The organism is Arthrobacter sp. KBS0702, assembly GCF_005937985.2.
In the GTDB taxonomy this organism is placed as follows: Bacteria; Actinomycetota; Actinomycetes; order Actinomycetales; family Micrococcaceae; genus Arthrobacter.
Map to the genome: position 1 here is coordinate 893,141 of NZ_CP042172.1, position 20,236 is coordinate 913,376.

15 protein-coding genes are annotated in these 20,236 nt (G+C 67.6%); 3 read left to right on the forward strand and 12 right to left on the reverse strand.

The features are described 5' to 3' along the window. Window positions 1–74 precede the first annotated feature (74 nt). Complete coding sequence (locus FFF93_RS17195) at window positions 75–1,049, forward strand: collagen-like protein (protein WP_222424644.1); 975 nt, start codon at window positions 75–77, stop codon at window positions 1,047–1,049. Window positions 1,050–1,145: 96 nt separating this feature from the next. On the opposite strand, the gene FFF93_RS04130 is transcribed toward FFF93_RS17195, so the two are convergent. Then, the gene (locus FFF93_RS04130) at window positions 1,146–2,498 is read right to left on the reverse strand and encodes an MFS transporter (protein WP_138770042.1); all 1,353 of its coding nucleotides are present in this window, start codon (window positions 2,496–2,498) and stop codon (window positions 1,146–1,148) included. A 150-nt stretch (window positions 2,499–2,648) separates the two neighbouring features. Between FFF93_RS04130 and purH the strand changes: the two genes are divergently transcribed. After that, window positions 2,649–4,334 carry a bifunctional phosphoribosylaminoimidazolecarboxamide formyltransferase/IMP cyclohydrolase gene (purH, locus tag FFF93_RS04135; RefSeq protein ID WP_138770041.1) on the forward strand — a complete coding sequence of 562 codons (1,686 nt, stop codon included), beginning with the start codon at window positions 2,649–2,651 and terminating at the stop codon, window positions 4,332–4,334. A 540-nt stretch (window positions 4,335–4,874) separates the two neighbouring features. Here the strand turns inward: purH and FFF93_RS04140 are convergent. Beyond that, window positions 4,875–5,852 carry a serine protease gene (locus FFF93_RS04140; protein WP_138770040.1) on the reverse strand — a complete coding sequence of 326 codons (978 nt, stop codon included), beginning with the start codon at window positions 5,850–5,852 and terminating at the stop codon, window positions 4,875–4,877. Window positions 5,853–6,112: 260 nt separating this feature from the next. Here FFF93_RS04140 and FFF93_RS04145 point away from each other — a divergent pair, with 260 nt between their 5' ends. After that, window positions 6,113–8,332 (forward strand): NADP-dependent isocitrate dehydrogenase, encoded by a 2,220-nt coding sequence (locus FFF93_RS04145; RefSeq protein WP_138770039.1) that lies wholly within the window; start codon window positions 6,113–6,115, stop codon window positions 8,330–8,332. Between the two features lie 89 nt (window positions 8,333–8,421). Here the strand turns inward: FFF93_RS04145 and FFF93_RS04150 are convergent, their stop codons facing one another. The 10 genes from FFF93_RS04150 to FFF93_RS04200 form a co-directional block, all read right to left on the reverse strand. Beyond that, on the reverse strand, window positions 8,422–9,039 hold the full coding sequence (locus tag FFF93_RS04150) for an SRPBCC family protein (RefSeq protein ID WP_138770038.1): 618 nt from the start codon (window positions 9,037–9,039) through the stop codon (window positions 8,422–8,424). Window positions 9,040–9,134: 95 nt separating this feature from the next. Then, window positions 9,135–9,632: a mucin-associated surface protein gene (locus FFF93_RS04155; protein ID WP_261375286.1), complete on the reverse strand. Its 498-nt coding sequence runs from the start codon at window positions 9,630–9,632 to the stop codon at window positions 9,135–9,137. Further along, window positions 9,629–10,906: a serine/threonine-protein kinase gene (locus tag FFF93_RS04160; RefSeq protein ID WP_138770037.1), complete on the reverse strand. Its 1,278-nt coding sequence runs from the start codon at window positions 10,904–10,906 to the stop codon at window positions 9,629–9,631. Before FFF93_RS04160 ends, FFF93_RS04155 begins: the two co-directional genes overlap by 4 nt. A gap of 480 nt (window positions 10,907–11,386) precedes the next feature. Beyond that, window positions 11,387–11,929 carry a hypothetical protein gene (locus FFF93_RS04165; protein WP_144766395.1) on the reverse strand — a complete coding sequence of 181 codons (543 nt, stop codon included), beginning with the start codon at window positions 11,927–11,929 and terminating at the stop codon, window positions 11,387–11,389. Window positions 11,930–12,934: 1,005 nt separating this feature from the next. Then, window positions 12,935–14,005, reverse strand: coding sequence for a Gfo/Idh/MocA family protein (locus FFF93_RS04175; RefSeq protein ID WP_138770036.1), 1,071 nt, complete (start codon window positions 14,003–14,005; stop codon window positions 12,935–12,937). Between the two features lie 199 nt (window positions 14,006–14,204). Beyond that, window positions 14,205–15,302: a sugar-binding protein gene (locus FFF93_RS04180; RefSeq protein ID WP_138770035.1), complete on the reverse strand. Its 1,098-nt coding sequence runs from the start codon at window positions 15,300–15,302 to the stop codon at window positions 14,205–14,207. A gap of 61 nt (window positions 15,303–15,363) precedes the next feature. After that, on the reverse strand, window positions 15,364–16,632 hold the full coding sequence (mmsB, locus tag FFF93_RS04185; protein WP_138770034.1) for a multiple monosaccharide ABC transporter permease: 1,269 nt from the start codon (window positions 16,630–16,632) through the stop codon (window positions 15,364–15,366). Between the two features lie 45 nt (window positions 16,633–16,677). Then, window positions 16,678–18,234 carry a multiple monosaccharide ABC transporter ATP-binding protein gene (mmsA, locus tag FFF93_RS04190; RefSeq protein WP_138770033.1) on the reverse strand — a complete coding sequence of 519 codons (1,557 nt, stop codon included), beginning with the start codon at window positions 18,232–18,234 and terminating at the stop codon, window positions 16,678–16,680. A 130-nt stretch (window positions 18,235–18,364) separates the two neighbouring features. Beyond that, the gene (locus FFF93_RS04195; RefSeq protein ID WP_138770032.1) at window positions 18,365–19,555 is read right to left on the reverse strand and encodes an ROK family transcriptional regulator; all 1,191 of its coding nucleotides are present in this window, start codon (window positions 19,553–19,555) and stop codon (window positions 18,365–18,367) included. 95 nt (window positions 19,556–19,650) lie between these two features. After that, window positions 19,651–20,169 carry a gamma carbonic anhydrase family protein gene (locus tag FFF93_RS04200; RefSeq protein WP_138770031.1) on the reverse strand — a complete coding sequence of 173 codons (519 nt, stop codon included), beginning with the start codon at window positions 20,167–20,169 and terminating at the stop codon, window positions 19,651–19,653. Window positions 20,170–20,236: the final 67 nt, after the last annotated feature.

Genomic DNA, 20,236 nt, shown 5'->3' on the forward strand with positions numbered 1-20,236 from the left:
GGCAGGTTTTACTGCCCTCCGGGGCCATAGTCTGGCGCAATCTCATTCGTCTCTTGCGTCTCTGGGGGTACCTCGTGTCTCAGTTCAGCTTTTCAAAAACAAGTCCAAAAGTCCTGTGCCTGACCGCTGCGCTCGTTCTCGGGACGGGCGCCGTTTCGGCAGCCTACGCCGCCTCGACGACGTCCGGCACCGGCGAAATCAACGGCTGCTACAACATCAACAACGGCGGTCAGCTCCGGGTGCTGGCACCCGGACAAACCTGCGATCCGAAGAAGGAAACCGCCATCACCTGGAACGCGCAGGGCATCCAGGGCATCGCCGGTCCGCAAGGGATCCAGGGTGCCGTGGGACCCGTCGGCCCGCAGGGGATCCAGGGTCTGATCGGCCTCACCGGCGAGACCGGCGCCCAGGGCATCCAGGGCATCCAGGGGGAGAAGGGTGATACCGGGGCCACCGGTGAGACGGGGGCGACGGGCGCCAAGGGCGATACCGGCGACAAGGGTGACACCGGGGCGACCGGTGAGACGGGGGCGACGGGGGCCAAGGGCGATACCGGCGACAAGGGCGACACCGGTGCCCAGGGCGTCCAGGGCGAGAAGGGTGACACCGGAGCAACCGGCGCCCAGGGCCTCCAGGGCGAGAAGGGTGACACCGGTGCGACCGGCGCAACCGGTGCCCAGGGCCTCCAGGGCGAGAAGGGCGAGACCGGAGCCACGGGGGCGACCGGCGCGACGGGTGCCCAGGGCATCCAGGGCGAGACCGGAGCCATCGGCCCTGTTGGACCCGCCGGGGCCACCGGCGCAACCGGAGCCACGGGAGCTACCGGCGCGGCGGCATCCACGTCCGTGAGCACCGCGTCGGGCAGCGGTACCGCGTTCACCGTCACGGCGAGCTGCCCGGCCGGCAAGGTCGCCGTCGGCGGTGGCTTCGTGCTTAACAGCGGCAACGGCAATCAGGTGACGGCCAGCCAGCCCCTGGGGACCACCGGATGGTCCGTCACCCAAATCAAGAACAACGCCCTCACGGTATACGTGACCTGCATCCAGTAGGCCCATCCCCGGATGCCCTATCACGTATGGCTACTTCTGAGCCCTCAGAGCAACCATAGGTGATAGGGCATTCCGGCGTCCGGAGCCGGTGGGGAGCTACTCCAGCCGGCGCTGCTTGGTCTCCGGGGCGAAGAACGCCATCCACAGCACCGAGAGAAGCACCAGGCCGCCGGCCAAGGCGAAGGACGTGGCCAGTCCCAGCTCGGGCCACAGGAAGGCGGCGAAGACCAGCGGCCCGAAGCCGGCGCCGAGCCGGGAAAACGTCGAGGCCCAACCGAAGCCCGAGCCGCGCAGCTCTGTCGGGTACAGCTCCGATACATAGGCGTAGAGCACCGGGATCGCCACCTGCACCACGAAGCCGAACACGAGCAGCCAGAAGACGGCCGCCGTCGGGATATCCACGACGACGGCGACAATCACCAGCGTCAGCGCCGAGAGCGGGCCCGTAACGGCGAGGATCCACTTGCGACCCGTCCGCTCCACCAGCAGCGCGGCGACCACCACGCCCAGGAGGCCGACGGCGGCCATCGACGCCGTGGTGAGGAACGCCTTGTACTCCTCGAAGCCGGCGCCGATCAGGATCCGTGGCATCCAGGTCAGCGACAGGTAATAGACCAGCAGGATGGAAAAGAACAGGGCCCAAGCCGCCGTCGTGATCTTCCAGTTGAACTGCCAGAGCGCGCGAAGCTGGGTCCAGGCGCTGCCGGCGGAGAGCCGGGGTGCGTCCTGGGGTTCGGGCAGGCTGTAGACCCGGGCTTCGGCGCCGGTGGCCTCGACCAGGTCGTCGATCACCCTGGCGGCTTCCTCGCGGCGTCCCTTGCGGATCAGGAACAGCGGCGACTCCGGAACGCTGCGCCGGATCCAGAACACCAGCAGGGCGGGCAGCACCATGACCAGCATGGTGAGCCGCCAGTCCGCGAAGACGGCGACGAGTCCGGCCGAGACGAAGCCGCACAGCGCCGCGCCGATGGGCCACCAGCCGTCCATCGCAGTCAGGACCTTGCCGCGCTGCTTGCGGGGGGTGAACTCGCCCACCAGCGCGTAGTCCACCGGGATACAGCCGCCCAGGCCGAAGCCGGCCATGAACCGGAACACCACGAACCAGAGGAAGTCGGGGGAGAAGGCGCCGAGGACCGTGAAGATCGAGAAGATCAGCAAGGTGGCGGTGAAGGCCTTCTTGCGGCCGATGGTGTCCGCGATGGTGCCCCAGATGAAGGCGCCCAGGGCCATGCCGATCAGGTTCGACGTGCCGATCCACGCGGCATCGCCCGGGCTCAGCGACCAGTGCCTGGACAGCAGAGGAATGAGGATGCCGTTGAGCGTGACGTCCCAGGCATCGAACATGAAGCCCAGGCCGCCGATCAGGAAAATCCTGCCCTGGACCTTCCACCGCCACGGCAGTTCCTGGACCACCTGTTCGCCGCTGGGCACAGTGGTGTACGTATTCATCTCGGCCTCCTGTGAAAACTCTACGTCCCGGGGCGCGCCTGCCGTGAAGCTTCACACTCCGGCGCGCGGGCAGCCCTGCAGCCGTGACGCGATAAACTGGCCGCATCCCCACCACCCGCGGCCGCGCCGCGATATAAGACGGAGACTTTTGTGAGCTTTACGCAGCTTGACCGTGTATCCATCGACCGTGTTCCCATCCGCCGGGCCCTCATTTCGGTCTACGACAAGACCGGTCTGGAGGAACTCGCGAAGGGCCTGCACGAAGCCGGCGTCAAGATCGTCTCCACGGGCTCCACCGCCAAGAAGATCGCCGCCGCCGGAATCCCGGTCCAGGAAGTCGAAGAAGTCACCGGCTCCCCGGAAATGCTGGACGGCCGCGTCAAGACCCTGCACCCGCGCGTGCACGGCGGCATCCTCGCCGACCGCCGCGTCCCGGCGCACATGAAGACCCTCCAGGACATGGAGATCGAGCCGTTCGACCTCGTCGTCGTAAACCTCTACCCCTTTGTGGCGACCGTGAAGTCCGGCGCCGCACAGGACGACGTCGTCGAACAGATCGACATCGGCGGCCCCGCGATGGTGCGTTCTGCCGCGAAGAACCACGCCGCCGTCGCGATCGTGGTGGACCCGTCCTCCTACGGTGCCGTGGTGGAAGCAGCCTCCTCCGGCGGCTTTGACCTGAAGACCCGGCGCCGGCTCGCCGCCAAGGCGTTTGCGCACACCGCGAGCTACGACACCGCCGTGGCCACCTGGACCGCCAGCCAGTTCCTCGACGAGGACGGCGACGGCGTGATCGACTGGCCCGCCTACGCCGGCCTTGCCCTGGAGCGCTCCGAGGTGCTCCGCTACGGCGAAAACCCGCACCAGCAGGCGGCCCTCTACGTGGACAAGGCCGCTCCGGCCGGCATCGCGCAGGCCGACCAGCTGCACGGGAAGGCCATGAGCTACAACAACTTCGTCGACGCCGACGCCGCCCTCCGCGCCGCCTACGACTTCGACGAGCCCGCCGTCGCCATCATCAAGCACGCCAACCCCTGTGGCGTGGCCGTTGGCTCCGCCTCCGCCGCGGACCCGATCGCCGACGCCCACGCCAAGGCCCACGCCTGCGACCCGGTCTCCGCGTTCGGCGGCGTGATCGCGGCCAACCGCACCGTTACCGCCGGCATGGCCCGGACCGTGGCCGGCATCTTCACCGAGGTCGTTATTGCCCCGGGCTTTGAGGACGAGGCCGTCGAAATCCTGTCCAAGAAGAAGAACATCCGCCTGCTGACCCTGCCCGAGGGCTACGGCCGCTACCCGACCGAGTTCCGCCAGGTCTCCGGCGGCATGCTGGTCCAGGCCACGGACAAGGTCGACGCCGAGGGCGACAACCCGGCCAACTGGACCCTCGCTGCGGGCGACGCCGCAGACGCCGCGACCCTGGCCGACCTCGCCTTCGCCTGGACCGCGTGCCGGGCGGCCAAGTCCAACGCGATCCTGCTCGCTGCCGACGGTGCCGCCGTCGGAATCGGGATGGGTCAGGTCAACAGGCTCGATTCCTGCCGGCTCGCCGTCGAACGGGCCAACACCCTCGGGGTTTCGGTGAGCTCCGATGTGGAGGGCGCCGGCGGGGCCTCCAACGCCGATGCCACCGGCGCCCCCGAACGGGCCCGGGGCGCCGTCGCAGCGTCGGACGCGTTCTTCCCGTTCGCCGACGGCCTGCAGATCCTGATCGACGCCGGTGTCCGCGCCGTCGTGCAGCCCGGCGGCTCCGTCCGGGACGAGGAAGTCATTGCCGCCGCCAACGCCGCGGGGATCACGATGTACTTCACCGGCGCGCGCCACTTCTTCCACTAGGTTCCGCTAGGGGACATGCTCAACGGCTGCTCCGAAGAATGGACATGCCCTTCCTTCCGGGAGGGCATGTCCATTTTTTGTGGCGTTTCGGGGTGCGGGGTTGTGGGGGAAGCGCGTGGTTTGATGCTGCGGGGTCCGGGCGGGCGACGCCGACGAGCATGCCCATTCTTCGCGCCCAGGGATGGGCATGAGCGTCAGGGCCGACGGACATGCCCATTCTTCGCGCCCAGGGATGGACATGAGCGTCAGGACCGACGGACATGCTCATTCTTCGCGCCCGTGAATGGACATATGTAGGTTATGTCCACCGGTCGGCCCGAGCGATGGGCATGCCCGGTGCAGGGCGGCCCCAGCGATGGGCATGTCCATTCGCGGGTCCAGGGTCCAGGGTCCAGGGCCTAGAGCCCAGCACCCAGCAGCCAGCAACCGCAGGCACACAGCAACGCGGGGTCTCTTGCCGCCCTGTCGAGGGGGTTGGGCGGCAAGAGCCCCGCGTCGCTTTTTCCTTTCCTGGGTTGAGGGTTTCTCGGGGATGAGGGTTTAGGAAGCTGCGGCGGTCGTGTAGGCCTGCTGGATGACAGAGCCCCAGTACGGGCCGTACATAACGGTGGAACGGGTGCCGTAGCCGTAGCTGTTGATGGAGTTCTGGTAGCCGGAGGAGCTGGTGCCGATGAACCAGGGGCCGCCGGAGGATCCGCCGGTCATGTCGCAGGGGATGCCCTGGGCGTTGAACTGCGGGTTGTTCGGGTCATCGGAGGCCGGGCCGGTGCAGCTGACCAGGGACTGGCCGTCGAACGGCGAGGCGGCGGGGTAGCCGTAGGACTTGTAGGTGAGGCCGCGGGCGGCGTTGAACTGGACGCCGGAGGAACCGACGACGTCGGACAGGTTCTGTCCGTTCAGCGGGGTGACGACGGCGAACCCGGTGTCGTACTGCATGTCCCCGGCCGAGCTCCACTGGGTCGTGGTGTAGAGGGCCTTGGCAGCCCATTTGCCGTAGGGCGCGGCGCCGTTGAGGTAGGCCGGGACGAAGACGAAGTTGGTGGCGAACGCCCCTGGGCCCTCGTTGACGCAGTGGCCGGCGGTCGAGACCGTGCTCTTGTTGCTGGCGCTGACTGAGTTGCCGGAGCAAACGTAGTTGCTGCCGCCCATGGTGAAGAACACTTTTCCGATGTTGGAGACCGGGGACTCGTCCGCATGCAGGGTTGTCTTGCCCCGGGCAGCCTTGCCGGAAATCTGGGTGCTCGAGCCCTTCTCCACCGTGGCGGCCGGGGACTTGTTGCCGCGGGCCAGCGCCTTGTTGGCCAACACATCACCCGGGATCGCGGACTTCATGCGCTCGGGCGTCCAGTACTCGGCAGCCTGGGCGCCGTCGAGGGACTGGCTGGCCACCAGCGAAGTTTCCTTGTCCTGCGCTGCGGGGGCAGGTGTGGCCGACGCGGAGCCGGCCGCGCAGACCGCCAGGAGTGCGGCGGCGGAGAGGCTGAGGAGGCTGGTGGCCAGAGTCTTGGGTGTTCTCATGGGTGTCCTAACCGGGAGGAATGCGGGGCGGTCAGCCGGGGCGGGCCGCTGTGATGGGTTAGAAACTACGTCAACTTGACGAATGGGTAAAGCGATCTGTCAACATTTGTCACGCAAGATTTCCGCAAAGTTACTGCGGTTTCGGTGTCACGCGGGCCCGGGAGCCCGTCCCGGATAGCCGCCAATGCGGCCAACTCGGGTAAGTTAGAGCCGTTGAGATAACAAAGATTTCCGCAGACTTTCAGGGAGACGCCCGAGCAATGGCCAAGATTATCTATACCCACACCGACGAAGCGCCGATGCTGGCCACCTATTCGTTCTTGCCGATTGTCGAGGCGTTCGCCTCGACGGCCGGTGTGGAAGTGGAGACCCGCGACATTTCGCTAGCCGGCCGCATCATCGCCGTCTTCGGCGATTACCTCACCGAAGAGCAGCGCGTCAGCGACGCCCTGGCCGAACTGGGCGAGCTCGCCAAGACGCCCGAGGCCAACATCATCAAGCTGCCCAACATCAGCGCCTCCGTGCCGCAGCTGAAGGCCGCCATTGCCGAGCTGCAGGGCCAGGGCTACGCCCTGCCGGACTACCCGGACAACCCCGCCTCGGACGAGGAGACGGACGTCCGCTCCCGCTACGACAAGATCAAGGGCTCCGCCGTGAACCCGGTGCTCCGCGAGGGCAACTCCGACCGCCGCGCGCCGCTCTCGGTCAAGAACTACGCCCGCCAGAACCCGCACAGCATGGGCGCCTGGTCCCCGGAATCGAAGACCAACGTCGCCCACATGGATGCCGACGACTTCCGCTCCAACGAGAAGTCCGTCGTGATCGAGGCTGACACGAACCTCAAGATCCAGCTGGTCAAGGAAGACGGCACGGTCAAGGTCCTCAAGCGGGCCTTCCCCGTGCTGGCCGGCGAGGTCATCGACGGTACCGTGATGCGCGCCGCCGCACTGGACAGCTTCCTCGCCGCCCAGGTTGCCCGAGCCAAGGAAGAGGGCGTGCTCTTCTCCGCACACCTGAAGGCCACCATGATGAAGGTCTCGGACCCGATCATCTTCGGCCACGTCGTCAAGGCGTACTTCTCCGAGCTCTTCGCCACCTACGGCGAGCAGATCGCCGCGGCCGGCCTCAGCCCCAACAACGGCCTGGCCTCCATCCTCAACGGCCTCGAAGACCTGCCGGAGGAAATCCGCGACGACGTCGCGGCGGCCATCCAGAAGGGGCTCAACGACGGCCCCGAGCTCGCCATGGTTGACTCGGACAAGGGCATCACCAACCTGCACGTGCCGTCCGACGTCATCGTCGACGCTTCGATGCCGGCCATGATCCGCAGCTCCGGTCACATGTGGGGCCGCGACGGCCAGGAGGCCGACACCCTCGCCGTCCTGCCGGACAGCAGCTACGCCGGCATCTACCAGGTCGTCATCGACGACTGCCGTGCCAACGGCGCCTTCGACCCGACCACCATGGGCACCGTCCCGAACGTCGGCCTGATGGCCCAGGCGGCCGAGGAATACGGCAGCCACGACAAGACCTTCGAGATCCAGTCCGCCGGCACCGTCCAGGTGGTCGACGACGCCGGCACCGTGCTGATCGAGCACCAGGTTGCCCCCGGCGACATCTGGCGCGCCTGCCAGACCAAGGACGTGCCGATCCGCGACTGGGTCAAGCTGGCCGTCACCCGCGCCCGCGCCTCCGCCACCCCGGCCGTCTTCTGGCTGGACAAGACCCGCGCCCACGACGCCCAGATGATCGCCAAGGTCGAGGAATACCTCAAGGACCACGACACCGAAGGCCTGCAGCTGGAAATCATGTCCCCGGATGAGGCCACGGCCTTCACCCTGGCACGCCTGCGCAAGGGCGAGGACACCATCTCGGTCACCGGCAACGTGCTCCGCGACTACCTCACGGACCTGTTCCCGATCCTCGAACTCGGCACCAGCGCCAAGATGCTCTCGATCGTCCCGCTGATCAACGGCGGCGGTCTGTTCGAGACCGGCGCCGGCGGCTCCGCCCCCAAGCACGTCCAGCAGCTGCTCAAGGAAAACCACCTGCGCTGGGACAGCCTGGGCGAGTTCCTGGCCCTCGCCGTGAGCTTCGAGCACCTCGCGACCACCACGGGCAACGCCCGCGCACAGGTCCTGGCGGACACCCTGGACCGCGCCACCGGCACGTTCCTGCTGGAGGACAAGTCGCCCAAGCGCAAGGCCGGCGAGCTGGACAACCGCGGCAGCCACTTCTACCTCGCCAAGTTCTGGGCCGACGAGCTGGCACGCCAGAAGGACGACGCCGAGCTGGCCGCCGCCTTCGCCGCGGTCTCCGACGCGCTGAGCTCCAACGAGGAGACCATCGTCGGCGAACTGCTCTCCGTGCAGGGGTCCCCGGTCGACATCGGCGGCTACTACCGTCCGGACGAGGACAAGGTCTCCGCCGTGATGCGGCCCTCGGCCAAGTTCAGCGACGTGCTGTCCCTGCTGGGCTAGCCTCCGCAACGACTCCGCAATAACTCCGCAATAACAAGGGCGCACCGGGAGGACCCGGTGCGCCCTTGGGCGTTTAAGCGGCCCCCGCGTCAGCGGTCGGAGGCCCTGCGGTTGCGGCGGTCGTCGGTTGTGCCGCCGTCGAAGGCCGGTTCGGTGGCCATGTCCGGATCGGTGTTCAGCGACCCGGAGGCGCCGACGACGTCGTAGCCGGTGTCGGTCAGCAGCGGCGCCGCGGGCAGCTGCCCATCCACCTCGCCGCCGCTCACGCGCTCGCGCCAGGCGCCCGTTTCGAAGTCCCGGCCCTCAATGAAAGTCTTGAACCGCCGCAGGTCTGCGCCGACCTGCCGGGAGTCGAGGCCGACGGCTGCGCCGATTTTCTCGGTCGCCGAGCCGGGCTCCCAGCTGAGTTCGACGTCGACCCTGGTTTCCGCCGGTCCGAGTTCCGCGAACCGCACGGTGCCTGCGTTGCGGGGACCGTCAAGGCTCTCCCACGACACCTGCCGGTCGGGGTCCTGATTGGTGATCCGGGCGTCGTAGTCGCGCTTGACCCCGCCGATGCTGGTCTGGAAGTGGACCGTGGTGTCGTCGAGTTGCCTGACGGCGTCGACGCCGCTCATGAACTGCGGGAAGTCCTCAAACTGGGTCCACTGGTTGTAGGCCTGGCTCAGGGGAACGTTCACATTGATGGATTCCTGGACTGTTGCCATGCTTGCTTCACTCCTTCAGTCGGCGGCCGGCAGGCCGGTTTCGGCCTGACTGACCAAGCTAGCCGGAACCGGCGGATAGGGAAAGCCGGGAGTGGCTAGCCGCCGCCTTTGCCTTTTCCCTTAGCTTTGCCGTTATCAGCGGGGGCCGGTGCGGGCGCCGGCGCCTGGGCCGCTGTCTGATCCGCGGCCGCCTTTGCTGCCGCTTCCTGGGCGGCGGCTTGGGCTGCCGCGGCGGCCTTCGCAGCCTCGGCCGCGGCCGCCTGTTGTTGGGCGATCTTGGCCGTGAGATCGGCGCGGACAACATCAACGGACGCCTTGATGCTCTGGTGGCGTTTGAAGGACACCTTTCCGTCCGCGGCGGCCGCATCGAGCTTGGTCATAAGTTCGTCCAGGAGCTTCAGCGCGCCGGCAGAGTCCTCGGTGGCCGCCGCCTCGGTGACGGCGAGGACCTGGGACTGGAGTTGTGTGGCCGCCCCGCCGTCCAGTTCGGGCGCCGTCCCGGCACAGCCGGAGAGCGAGCCCGCGACCAGGACGGCCGTCAGCACGGGTGCGGCCAGTGCTGGGCTCCAACGCCGTGTGCTTTTGCCGATCATGGTTGCACGCTCTTCTGCAGTTGTTTCAGGTGTTCCCCCAGGTCGCCGGTGACGGCGGGGTAGGGGACGACGGCGGGTGCGGGCTTCGGTGCGGCCAGGATGGTGGCGGCGACGGCGATTGCCGCAAGGAGTGCGAGCACGGCCAGGACCAGGGCGACCTTAGTGCGCCGCCGGCTCGCACGGAACCGGGTGAGCCAGCGGGAGGGGACGCTGCGGCCGTCTGAACGGCCGGCAGCCGGGCCGTCGGGGTTCAGGGCGTAGCGGGGGTGCGATTGCCCGTCCAGGCGGGGAGCGGCGCCGACGGAATCCTGGGCGGTGTTCCGTGTGATTCCGGGACCCGTGTCCTGCGCTGACCGCGGAGCCCTGGCGGGCGGGGCAGGCAGCACCCGGGTGCGCTCTTCGGCCAGGGCACCCGGCAGCGAGTCCGGGGAGATCAGCGCCTGGCGCAGGGCCGACTCCAGCTCGGCGGCCGCCGGACGGTCCAAGGGGTCCAGCGCGGTCATCGCCCGGATCAGCGTGGCCCACTCCGCCGGAACACTGTCCGGAATGACCGGGGCACGGTGCAGCCGGGCCACCGCGGACTCGACGGCGCTTCCCGGGTATTCGACCGAACCCTTGATGCACTCCAGCAGGACCAGGCCGAGCGAGTAGATGTCGCTGGCCGGACCCATGTCTGCGCCGCGGGCCTGCTCGGGGCTCAGGTACGCCGCCGTACCCACCATGGTGCCGGTAGCGGTGAGCCGGGTTCCGTCCACGATCCTGGCAATGCCGAAATCGGTCAGCTTCGGCCGTAGCGGCTCGCCCGGCCGGACCTGCACCAGCAGCACATTCGCCGGCTTGATGTCGCGGTGGATGATGCCGAGGGAGTGGACGTAGGCGAGGGCATCCGCGAGTCCCGCGCCGATGACAGCAAGTTCGTCGAGCGGCACGGGACTGTGCCGGATCCGGCTCCGGAGGTCCTGGCCGTCCACCAGTTCCATGGTCAGGAAGGGCCTCGGCTCCTCCGGGATCCGCGTGTCTGTGCCGGCGTCGAACAGCGTCACCAGGCTCGGATGGTTCAACGTGGCCAGCAGTTCGATTTCGGCCTGCTGCCGCTTGAGCTCATCGGCATCGGCGGACTGCGGAGCGAACAGCTTCAGCGCGACGTCCCGGCCCAGGTTCTCGTCCCGGGCCGAGTACACGGAGGCCATACCGCCCCGGCCGACCACTTCCCCAAGCCGGTAGCGGCCGCTCAGAATCTCTGTCGTGACCTCGCTGGGCGAAGCGTCCACGATGTTACCCCGTCCCTCTCATCGGCGCCGTGGTGGCGCCCCTAAAGAATAATACGGGTACGGGTATCGCGGTCCAGCATGGCGCTGTTCCGCCCACCTGGCATAGGGGTTGATGTATCCACCTTTCACTCGTAGGGAAGAGGCTTCGCCATTGCCTGTGAGGCCGTTGGATCCCCCAGCGGACCCAACGACATCGCTCCGGCGGTTAAGGGACCAGGACAGGAGCGGCCACGCGCTACGGCGGACGTTCTGCGTGCGGGGGTCTCACTTGGGTGCGGCGAAGCTGAAGGGATGCGCGAGGGGCCGGCGCGGGCCGGTTCGCCGACGGCGCTGAGACGGGGCGCCTAGGCGAAGCGGGGGTGCCGTTGATCCGGTCGCGGACTGTGAGGTCCATGGGAAATTCTCCTGAATGACTGATGGCGGGCGCACATGGCAGCCCGAAGGACCGTGCTCTGCGCAGGAAATTGGCAGAGAACGGCCCTTCTAGTCAGGAGAAGATCCGGGATCGGCGGCGTCAGCAGGATGGACGTGCTGGAGCGGACCGCTGATCGGGTCGGCGCCCATGGGGGGAATGAAGAACAGTGAACCCGGCAGCCAGGCCAGGGCGCCGGACGTGCCGCTGGAGGCGGCTCCGCTGCCAGAACCCGAGCCCGGCACCGGCGGCAGGGCACTGGGCGCCGGGAGGCCGGTTCCGCCACCCCAAGGGCGCGGGCCGTCGTTCCCGCCGGCCGGCGCCGCCGGCGCGGCCGGGGTGTTGCCGCCGGACGGGACGGGGCTGGCGGGTACTGGGTTCTCTGCGGGCGGGGCGCTGGCCGGACTGCCCGCGGCGTGAGGTTCCGGCAGGACCATGAGCGGAACATAGGCCTGGCGTACGGTCGCGTATCCGGTCGAATTGGCCATGCCGGGCTGGGGCTGCGCTGCCGCCCCGGGGCCGCAGGCCAGCGCGGGGTCGGCAGGGGACACGGCCGCCACCGTTTCCATCGGCAGGACAAGGAGCACCGGCGCCGGCGCCGCCGGGGTGGTCACGGGGGCGGGCGCAGGGACAGGGACAGTCGGCGTCGTACCGGGCACCGCGGGCCCGGGAGCCGGCACCGCCGGGACCCCACCGGGCAGCGGCGCCGTCGGTGTTGTGCCAGTCGCGGGCTGGCCCACCGGGAGCGTGGGGTCCGGGGCCGGTTGAACCACCGGGACACCTGGCAGGCCGCCAGGGTCCTGAGCCGGGTCGGTCACCGGATCCGGGGCCGGGAGGGCAGGGTCGACGACCGGCGGCGCGGGTGCGGGCTCAGGGACGGGGGCTGGCGCCGGTGCTGGCGCAGGGGCAGGGGCAGGAACGGGGGAGGGAGCACGTGACGGGGCGGGGGCGGGGGGGGGGCAGGCGCGGGAACGGGGGCAGGCTCCGCAGGCGGAGAGGCCACCGGCCCGGTTGCTGGCGGGACCGGGGCGGGCTCTCAGCCGCGGGCGGGGCAGGGGCCGGCGCTGGGGCTGCGGGCGGTGCCGGCAAGGTCACCGGCACGACGGGCGGGGCCGGCTGCGCCACGGGCGGGGCCGGCTGCGCCACGGGCGGGGGCGGCAGGGCCGGAGGCATCGGAGCCGGTGGCAGGTCCGGGACGATTGCCGGCAGCGTCGGGGCGGGCGCCACTGGAATCGGGGCCGGCAAACTGGGCTCCGTCACGTCGTCCGTCATCGGCAGCTGGATCATGGCCGCAATCGAAGTACTCGAGGTACTCGGAACGGTGCTGGAGACCGTGAGTCCGTCGGCGCTCGCGGCTGCGGCAGAGAGCGCCAACCACGTCAGCGCGGCCGCTATGGCAAGCAACACGGTCCGCACGATGCGGCGCGCAGGGGAGGGGCTCGCTGCTGATTGCATGCGCAACACCCCTCCCCGAAATCTATCGACGATTGGTCTACAGCCTAAGTCCGGGGGCCGGGGCTAGTCCATAGCGGACGGTAAATTTGGCCGCCGCAGAGCCGTGATTTCGGCCCGCGAATCCAGCGCCGTAGCCGCCGCGGCCGCCCCCCCACAGACCCTGGTCAGTGCAGGTCGTTCGGGTAGCTCACTCCCAGCTGCGCGCGGACGCCGTCGAACAGCCGCATGGTGTTGAGCGAATCCTCCAGCGGCATGACCGGGCTTTCGGTGAGGCCCTGCTGAATGCAGCGTGTGACCTCGCGGAGTTCATAGCTGTAGCCGCGCCCTACCACGCTGAACCGCTCGGTGCGCGGCTCGTCGAAGCCCACCCGCACCAGGAGTTCCTTCGGGTTGTTGATCGACCCCAGGCTCTGCAGGAAGCCACCGCTGCCGGCCACGGTGGCAACGCGGGGGCCGTGGGCCAGGAGCGAGGACGTGAGCTGGGCCTGGGCGCCGTGGTGGTAGCCCAGGGTCAGCGCGTTCTGGGCGTCCACGCCGTCGTCGTTGAGCCAGCCGGTGGCACTGACCGTCTGCGGGAACCCGAGCGTCCCGAGCGCCCACAGCAGCGGGTAGACCGTGATGTCCAGCAGGGCGCCGCCGCCGTCGCGCGGCGCCCAGAGCCTGGACGTGGGGGAGTACGGGGCGGGGAAGCCCAGGTCGGCGGCGACCCACTTGACTTCGCCGATCTCGCCGGAGGTGGCGATTTCAAACGCCCGCTGCATGCTGGGCACGAACCGGCTCCACATGGCTTCCATCAGGAACAGGCCCCTGTCCCGCGCCAGCTCCACCAGCTCGGAGGCCTCCCGGGCATTGATGGTGAGGGCCTTCTCGCACAGCACGTGTTTGCCAGCCGCCAGGGCCGCCCGCGCAATCGTGTGATGCTGGGCGTGCGGTGTGGCGACGTAGACGACGTCGACGGCGTCGTCGGCCAGCAGCCGTTCATAACCGGCCGACCCGTCCTGGTCGCCGTACGCCCGGGCGAAGCCGTAGTCGGCCGCGAATGCGTCGGCCGCGGCCTGGCTGCGCGAGCTCACCGCGTACAACTCCGCATCGGCCAGGAGCTCAAGGTCCCGGGTCACCGCGGCGGCAATGCCGCCGGTGGCGACCACGCCCCACCGCAGCCTGGCGCCGGTGGCCGTCCGCGGGTCTTGGTCCGGCTGGCTGAACAGCCACGGGGTGGCGATGGGGGCAGACATGGTGTCATCTTCTCACCCCGTGGCCCACGCGGCCCGGGGACTTTCCGCTGCGGTTTCGGACAGCTGCACCCCGGGCCCGGCCTGCCTGTGTCCGATTCCGTAGCGGAATGCCGTCCCCGGCGCACAAAAGAGCCCCGGCCCTCCCCTGACCGAATTGGTCAGCGGGGGGAGCCGGGGCCCTAATGGTGGAGCGTTGAGACTACTTGGTCAGCGGTCCGAGTACCGGATCGTCGACGTAGGCCGTCTTAACGTTTTCCTTGGTCACGATGACCGGCTGCAGCAGGAACGCCGGAACGGTCTTGACCTTGTTGTTGTAGGACTTGTCATCGTTGATCTCAGGCTTCTTGCCGGCCTGGATGTCCTTGACCATGGTGATCGCGTGCTCGACGAGCTTGCGGGTGTCCTTGTTGATGGTGGAGTACTGCTCACCGGCGAGGATCGACTTGACCGACTCGACCTCGGAGTCCTGGCCCGTGATGACCGGCAGCGGCTTGCCGGCGGCCTTGACAGAGGTCAGGACCGCGCGGGCCAGCGTGTCGTTCGGGGACAGCACGCCGTCGAGCGTGGCGCTGCCGTAGCTGCCGGTCAGCAGGGTGTCGGCACGACGCTGGGCGTTCTCAGCCTTCCAGCCCTGGATAACGGCCTGCTCGAAGGACGTCTGGCCGGACAGGACCTTGAGGGTACCGTCGTCGATCTTCGGCTTGAGCACCTTCATGGCACCGTCGAAGAAGACCTTGGCGTTGGCGTCATCGGGGGAACCGGCGAACAGTTCGATGTTGTACGGGCCCGTCGGCTTCTTGGCCTTCATGCCGTCCAGCAGGGCCTGGCCCTGCAGCTCGCCGACCTTGAAGTTGTCGTAGGCGACGTAGTAGTCGACGTTGTCGGTGTTCAGGAGCAGACGGTCATACGCGATGATGGTGGCGCCGGCGTCCTTGGCCTGCTTGAGCTGGGTACCCAGCTGGGCGCCGTCGATGGCACCCACGATGATGACCTTGGCACCCTTGGTGACCATGGCGCTGATCTGGTTCTGCTGCTCCGAGACGCCGCCGTTGGCGAACTGCACATCTGCCTTGAAGCCAGCACCATTGAGGCCATCGTTGAACAGCTTCTCTGCCAGCACCCAGTTTTCACTGGTCTTCTGGGGGAGCGCGACGCCGATCGAGGAGTTCTTGGGGAACGCCTCACCGCCGCTTGCGCCACCGGAAGTTCCGCTGTCGGAACGGCCGCAGGCTGTCAGCGCCAGTGCCGCAATAGCAGCGATCGCTGCTGCCTTTCCTGCTTTACCAATCAGTTGCATTGCTTGGTTCACTTTCTATAGATGGTGTTCGGAGAATCGGGGTTCCAGGGCCAGGAAGCGTTCAGGATTCCTTGGCGATGACCTCTTTGGTGGAAGTGGTTTCGTCGGGCCTGTTTTCGCTGCTGCGGCCGAAGTTCTTCATCATCATGCCGATGATCGACTTCTTGCCCTGGGTCTTGTTGTAGACATCGAAGGCGACGGCGATCAGAAGCACGAGGCCCTTGATGATCTGGGTGAGGTCGGCGCCGACGCCGAGGAGCTGGAGGCCGTTGTTCAGCACGGCCATCACCAGACCACCGACGATCGAGCCGATCACGGTGCCGACGCCGCCGGTCACCGCGGCGCCGCCGATGAAGACGGCCGCGATCGCGTCGAGTTCCCAGCCGACGCCGTCGAACGGGCCGGAGGCGGTGGAGCGGCCAACGAAGATCATGCCGGCGAGGCCGGCCAGGATCGACATGTTCATCATCACCAGGAAGTTGACCTTCTTGGACTGCACGCCGGAGAGTTCGGCGGCGTGGCGGTTGCCGCCGACGGCGTAGACGTGGCGGCCGATGATGGTCTTGGAGGAGATGAAGCCGTAGATCAGGACGAGGACGGCCAGGATCAGGCCCGGAATCGGGAACGAGGTGCCGGGGCGGCCGGTCGCGAACAGGTACGTCGCGTAGAGGATGGCGCCACAGATCAGGACGAGCTTCGTGACGGTGACCCAGGCCTCCGGAACCTCGGCGCCCAGGGCCTTGGCCTTGCGGCGGGAGCGGATCTCGCTGAACACCACGAAGGCGGCGCCGAGCAGGCCCAGCAGCAGGGTGAGGTTGTTGTAGCCGGTGTTGGGCCCGAATTCAGGCAGGTAGCCGGAACCGATGTACTGGAAGTCGTTCGGCACCGGGATGGTGTTGGACTTGCCGACGAACTGGTTGAAGCCGCGGAAGAGCAGCATGCCGGCCAGCGTGACGATGAAGGCAGGAATGCCGACGTAGGCGGTCCAGAAGCCCTGCCAGGCCCCGATCAGGGCTCCGAGCAGCAGGCCAAGCAGGATGCCGGCGTACCACGGGATGCCCCAGTCGCGGATCATCAGGGCGACACTGACGCCCACGAACGCGGCGACCGAGCCAACCGAGAGGTCGATGTGGCCGGCGATGATCACCAGCACCATCCCGATCGCGAGGATCAGAATGTAGGAGTTGCCATTGAAGAGGTTGATGACGTTGCCCGGGGTGAGCGTGCGGCCCTCTGTAAAAATCTGGAAGAAGACGATCAATGCAACCAGGGCGAAGATCATGCCGAATTGGCGGGTGTTGCCGCCAAAGAGCTTCTTGAGCGCGTTCATTTTGTCAGTCCTTGTTGTCCGGAATGTTCTGGATGGTCCAGAGGGTCAGGCGGTCTTGCGGGCGGAAGTCATGAGCTTCATGAGGCTTTCCTGGCTGGCTTCCTCTTTGTTCAGCACGCCGGTGATGGCGCCTTCGAAGATGGTGTAGATGCGGTCGGAGAGACCCAGCAGTTCGGGAAGCTCCGAGGAGATGACAATGACGCCCTTTCCCTGGTTGGCCAGTTGCTGGATGATGCCGTAGATCTCGTACTTGGCGCCGACGTCGATCCCGCGAGTGGGTTCATCCAGGATCAGCAGGTCCGGGTCGGTGAACATCCACTTCGCCAGCACCACCTTCTGCTGGTTGCCGCCGGAGAGCTTGGCCACGCCTTCCTCCACGGACGGCGTCTTGGTGCGCAGCGACTTGCGGTACTGCTCCGCGACGGTGAATTCCTTGTCCGCGTCGACGACGTTGTGCTTGCTGATCTTTTTCAGCGCGGCCGAGACCGTGGTGGCCTTGATGTCGTCCAGCAGGTTCAGGCCCAGCGACTTGCGGTCCTCGGTGACGTAGCCGAGGCCGGCGTCGATCGCCTGCTTGACGGTCTTCAGGTGCAGTTCCTTGCCGTCCTTGTAGACCTGGCCGGAGATGAACCGGCCGTAGGAGCGGCCGAAGAGGGAGCGCGCGAGCTCGGTGCGGCCGGCGCCCATCAGCCCGGCGAAGCCGACGATCTCGCCGCGGCGGACGAAGAAGTTTGAGTTCTTGCAGACCAGCCGGTCCTGGATCTGCGGGTGGCCCACGTTCCAGTTCTTGACCTCGAAGAACTTCTCGCCGATCTTGGGCTCGTGGTCCGGGAACCGGGATTCCAGGGTCCGGCCCACCATGCCCTTGATGATGCGGTCCTCGTCGACGCCGTCGGCCTTGACGTCGAGGGTCTCGATCGACTTGCCGTCGCGGATGATCGTGATGGAGTCGGCGATCTGCTCGATCTCGTTGAGCTTGTGCGAAATGATGATCGAGGTGATGCCCCGGCCCTTCAGGCCCAGGATCAGGTCCAGCAGGTGCTGGGAGTCCGACTCGTTCAGGGCCGCGGTGGGCTCGTCCAGGATGAGGAGCTTCACCTTTTTGTTGAGCGCCTTGGCGATTTCGACCAGCTGCTGCTTGCCGACGCCGATTTCCTTCACCGGGGTGTCCGGGTCCTCGCGCAGGCCCACCCGGGCGAGCAGTTCGGTGGAGCGGATCCGCGCCTCGGCCCAGTCGATCACGCCGCGCTTGGTCGGCTCGTTGCCCAGGAAGATGTTCTCCATGATGGACAGTTCCGGGATGAGCGCCAGTTCCTGGTGGATGATCACGATGCCGGCGTGCTCGCTGGCGCGGATGTCCTTGAACTGCTGGACTTCGCTCTGGTAGACGATGTCGCCGGTGTAGCTGCCGTAGGGGTAAACGCCCGAGAGCACCTTCATGAGGGTGGATTTTCCGGCGCCGTTTTCGCCGCAGATGGCGTGGATCTCGCCGGCCTTCACCCGCAGGTTCACCTCGGCCAATGCTTTAACGCCGGGGAACTCTTTGGTGATGGAGCGCATCTCGAGAATTACCGGATCGCTGTGCGTGTTGAGGGACGTCATCTGCCCTTACGCCTCCAATGCATGACTTCGTTGTCCGCCCCTGCAAACCGCAGGGCCGTCTGATGGAAAAGTAAACTGGATCACGCCGTTGTCGTCAAGTCTTTAACGCAACAGCAAGATAACGGCTGCTTTAGTTTCGCCGGATTCCGGCGTGCTGGAACACCAGGGCTGTCGCCCCGAGGGCCTCGGCCCGGTCTCCGAGCGAGGACATCGTCAGGGTGGTGGTCTCGCCGATGACGGGTACCGCGTGGCGCACCAGGCCGCGCCGGATTGGGTCCAGCAGCAACTCGCCGAGCCCCGCCAGCGGGCCTCCGACCACAATCACCTCGGGGTTGATGAGGTTCGCGACATTGCCCAGCGCGCGGCCGACGGCGAGGCCGGCGTCGTCCACGACGCGGAGGGTGGCGGAGTCGCGGGCGAGGGCCTTGCGGACGATGTCCTCGGCGGTCAGCGGCTTGTCCTCGCCCCGGCCCAGGAGTTCGATCATGGTGGTGGTGGAGGCGATCGTTTCCAGGCAGCCCCGGTTGCCGCAGCGGCAGACGAGGCCATGCTCGTGGATCGTCGCGTGGCCGATTTCGCCGGTGATGCCGACGTTCCCGTAGTAGGGCATGCCGTTCAGGATCAGCCCGGCGCCGATGCCCGAGCCGATCTTCAGGAACATCAGGTTGCTGATGCCGGTGTGCGGGCCCCAGGTGACTTCGGACAGGGCGCCGAGGTTGGCGTCGTTGTCCACAAAAACCGGTAGATCCAGCGCTTCCTCGAGCCGTTGGAGGATGTTGATGCCCACCCACTCGGGCAGGATGGCCCCCTGCGCCACGGTGCCGGTGCGGCGGTCGATCGGGCCCGGGATGCCGACGCCGGCGCCCACCAGGGCGCTGCGTTCCACACCGCTTCCGGCGAGCAGCCGGTCCAGCACGGCGACGGCGGCGGCGATGCCTTCCTCGGCGTGGTGGCCCAGCGGCAGCAGGACCGATTCTTCCGCGACCACGTGGTAGCTGAGCGAGGCCAGGACCACCCGCAGGTGGCGGCGGCCGAAGTCGATGCCGACGGCGACGGCGCCGTTGCTGTTGAGTCGGACGTTCAGGGCGCGGCGTCCGGAGCTGGTGATCGGCTCGGTGGACGCCAGCCCGGCGTCCTGCATGATCTTGACGATGTTCGAGACCGTGGCCGTGGAAAGTCCGGTCTGCCGGGCCAGTTCCGCCTGGGTGGAAGGACCTGCCAGCAGGCATTCGATGATCCGCTGCTGGTTGAGATGTCGAAGCGCGGACTGCGACCCGGGGTTTTTAGTGCGGCTCCTCGTTGAGCGCGTTGGTGAGGGCATGCAATGAAGAGTGCCCCATCACGGCGTTGTAGTCAAGAAGTTAACGCAACCCATCGCGCCCGTGTCCGGCGTCAACCATGAATGATCCCTGTGAGTCAGCTGTGAATTTCGCGGTGCGCCCGGGCGAGTTCCTGATAGTGGGTGGCGTTGCGCTGGACGCCCGCGAACTCCTCGTCGCTCAGCTCGCGGCGGACCTTGGCCGGCACGCCGGCCACCAGCGAGCGGGGCGGGATCACCGTGCCCTCGAGGACCACCGCGCCGGCCGCCACGAGCGAGCCGGCGCCGATCACTGCGCCGTTGAGGATGGTGGCGCTCATCCCGATCAGGCAGTCGTCCTCGACCGTGCAGCCGTGCACCACGGCGCTGTGGCCGATGCTGACCCGGGCGCCGACGCTGCAGGGAAAGCCCGGATCCGCATGCAGCACGACGTTGTCCTGCAGGTTGCTGCCGGCGCCCACGGTGATCGCCGCGGTGTCGGCCCGGACGGAAACGCCGTAGAAGGCGCTGGAGTCCTCGGCCAGGCTGGCCCGGCCGATGATCGAGGCGCTCGGGGCGACGAAGGCGGATTCGTGGACAGCCGGGGTGTCACCGGCGAAAGCGTAAACGGGAGTCATGCCTCCAGCCTAGGACACACGCCTCTTGCAGGGGCGGCGTCGCTGAGTAGGATCGGGGCCAATCCCA

Coding starts and splice junctions, on each gene's coding strand:
- FFF93_RS04130 (WP_138770042.1), bottom strand. CDS start 2,498: ATGAATACGTACACCACTGTGCCCAGCGGCGAACAGGTGGTCCAGGAA.
- FFF93_RS04140 (WP_138770040.1), bottom strand. CDS start 5,852: ATGAGAACACCCAAGACTCTGGCCACCAGCCTCCTCAGCCTCTCCGCC.
- FFF93_RS04145 (WP_138770039.1), top strand. CDS start 6,113: ATGGCCAAGATTATCTATACCCACACCGACGAAGCGCCGATGCTGGCC.
- FFF93_RS04150 (WP_138770038.1), bottom strand. CDS start 9,039: ATGGCAACAGTCCAGGAATCCATCAATGTGAACGTTCCCCTGAGCCAG.
- FFF93_RS04155 (WP_261375286.1), bottom strand. CDS start 9,632: ATGATCGGCAAAAGCACACGGCGTTGGAGCCCAGCACTGGCCGCACCC.
- FFF93_RS04175 (WP_138770036.1), bottom strand. CDS start 14,005: ATGTCTGCCCCCATCGCCACCCCGTGGCTGTTCAGCCAGCCGGACCAA.
- FFF93_RS04180 (WP_138770035.1), bottom strand. CDS start 15,302: ATGCAACTGATTGGTAAAGCAGGAAAGGCAGCAGCGATCGCTGCTATT.
- mmsB (WP_138770034.1), bottom strand. CDS start 16,632: ATGAACGCGCTCAAGAAGCTCTTTGGCGGCAACACCCGCCAATTCGGC.
- mmsA (WP_138770033.1), bottom strand. CDS start 18,234: ATGACGTCCCTCAACACGCACAGCGATCCGGTAATTCTCGAGATGCGC.
- FFF93_RS04195 (WP_138770032.1), bottom strand. CDS start 19,555: ATGCCCTCACCAACGCGCTCAACGAGGAGCCGCACTAAAAACCCCGGG.
- FFF93_RS04200 (WP_138770031.1), bottom strand. CDS start 20,169: ATGACTCCCGTTTACGCTTTCGCCGGTGACACCCCGGCTGTCCACGAA.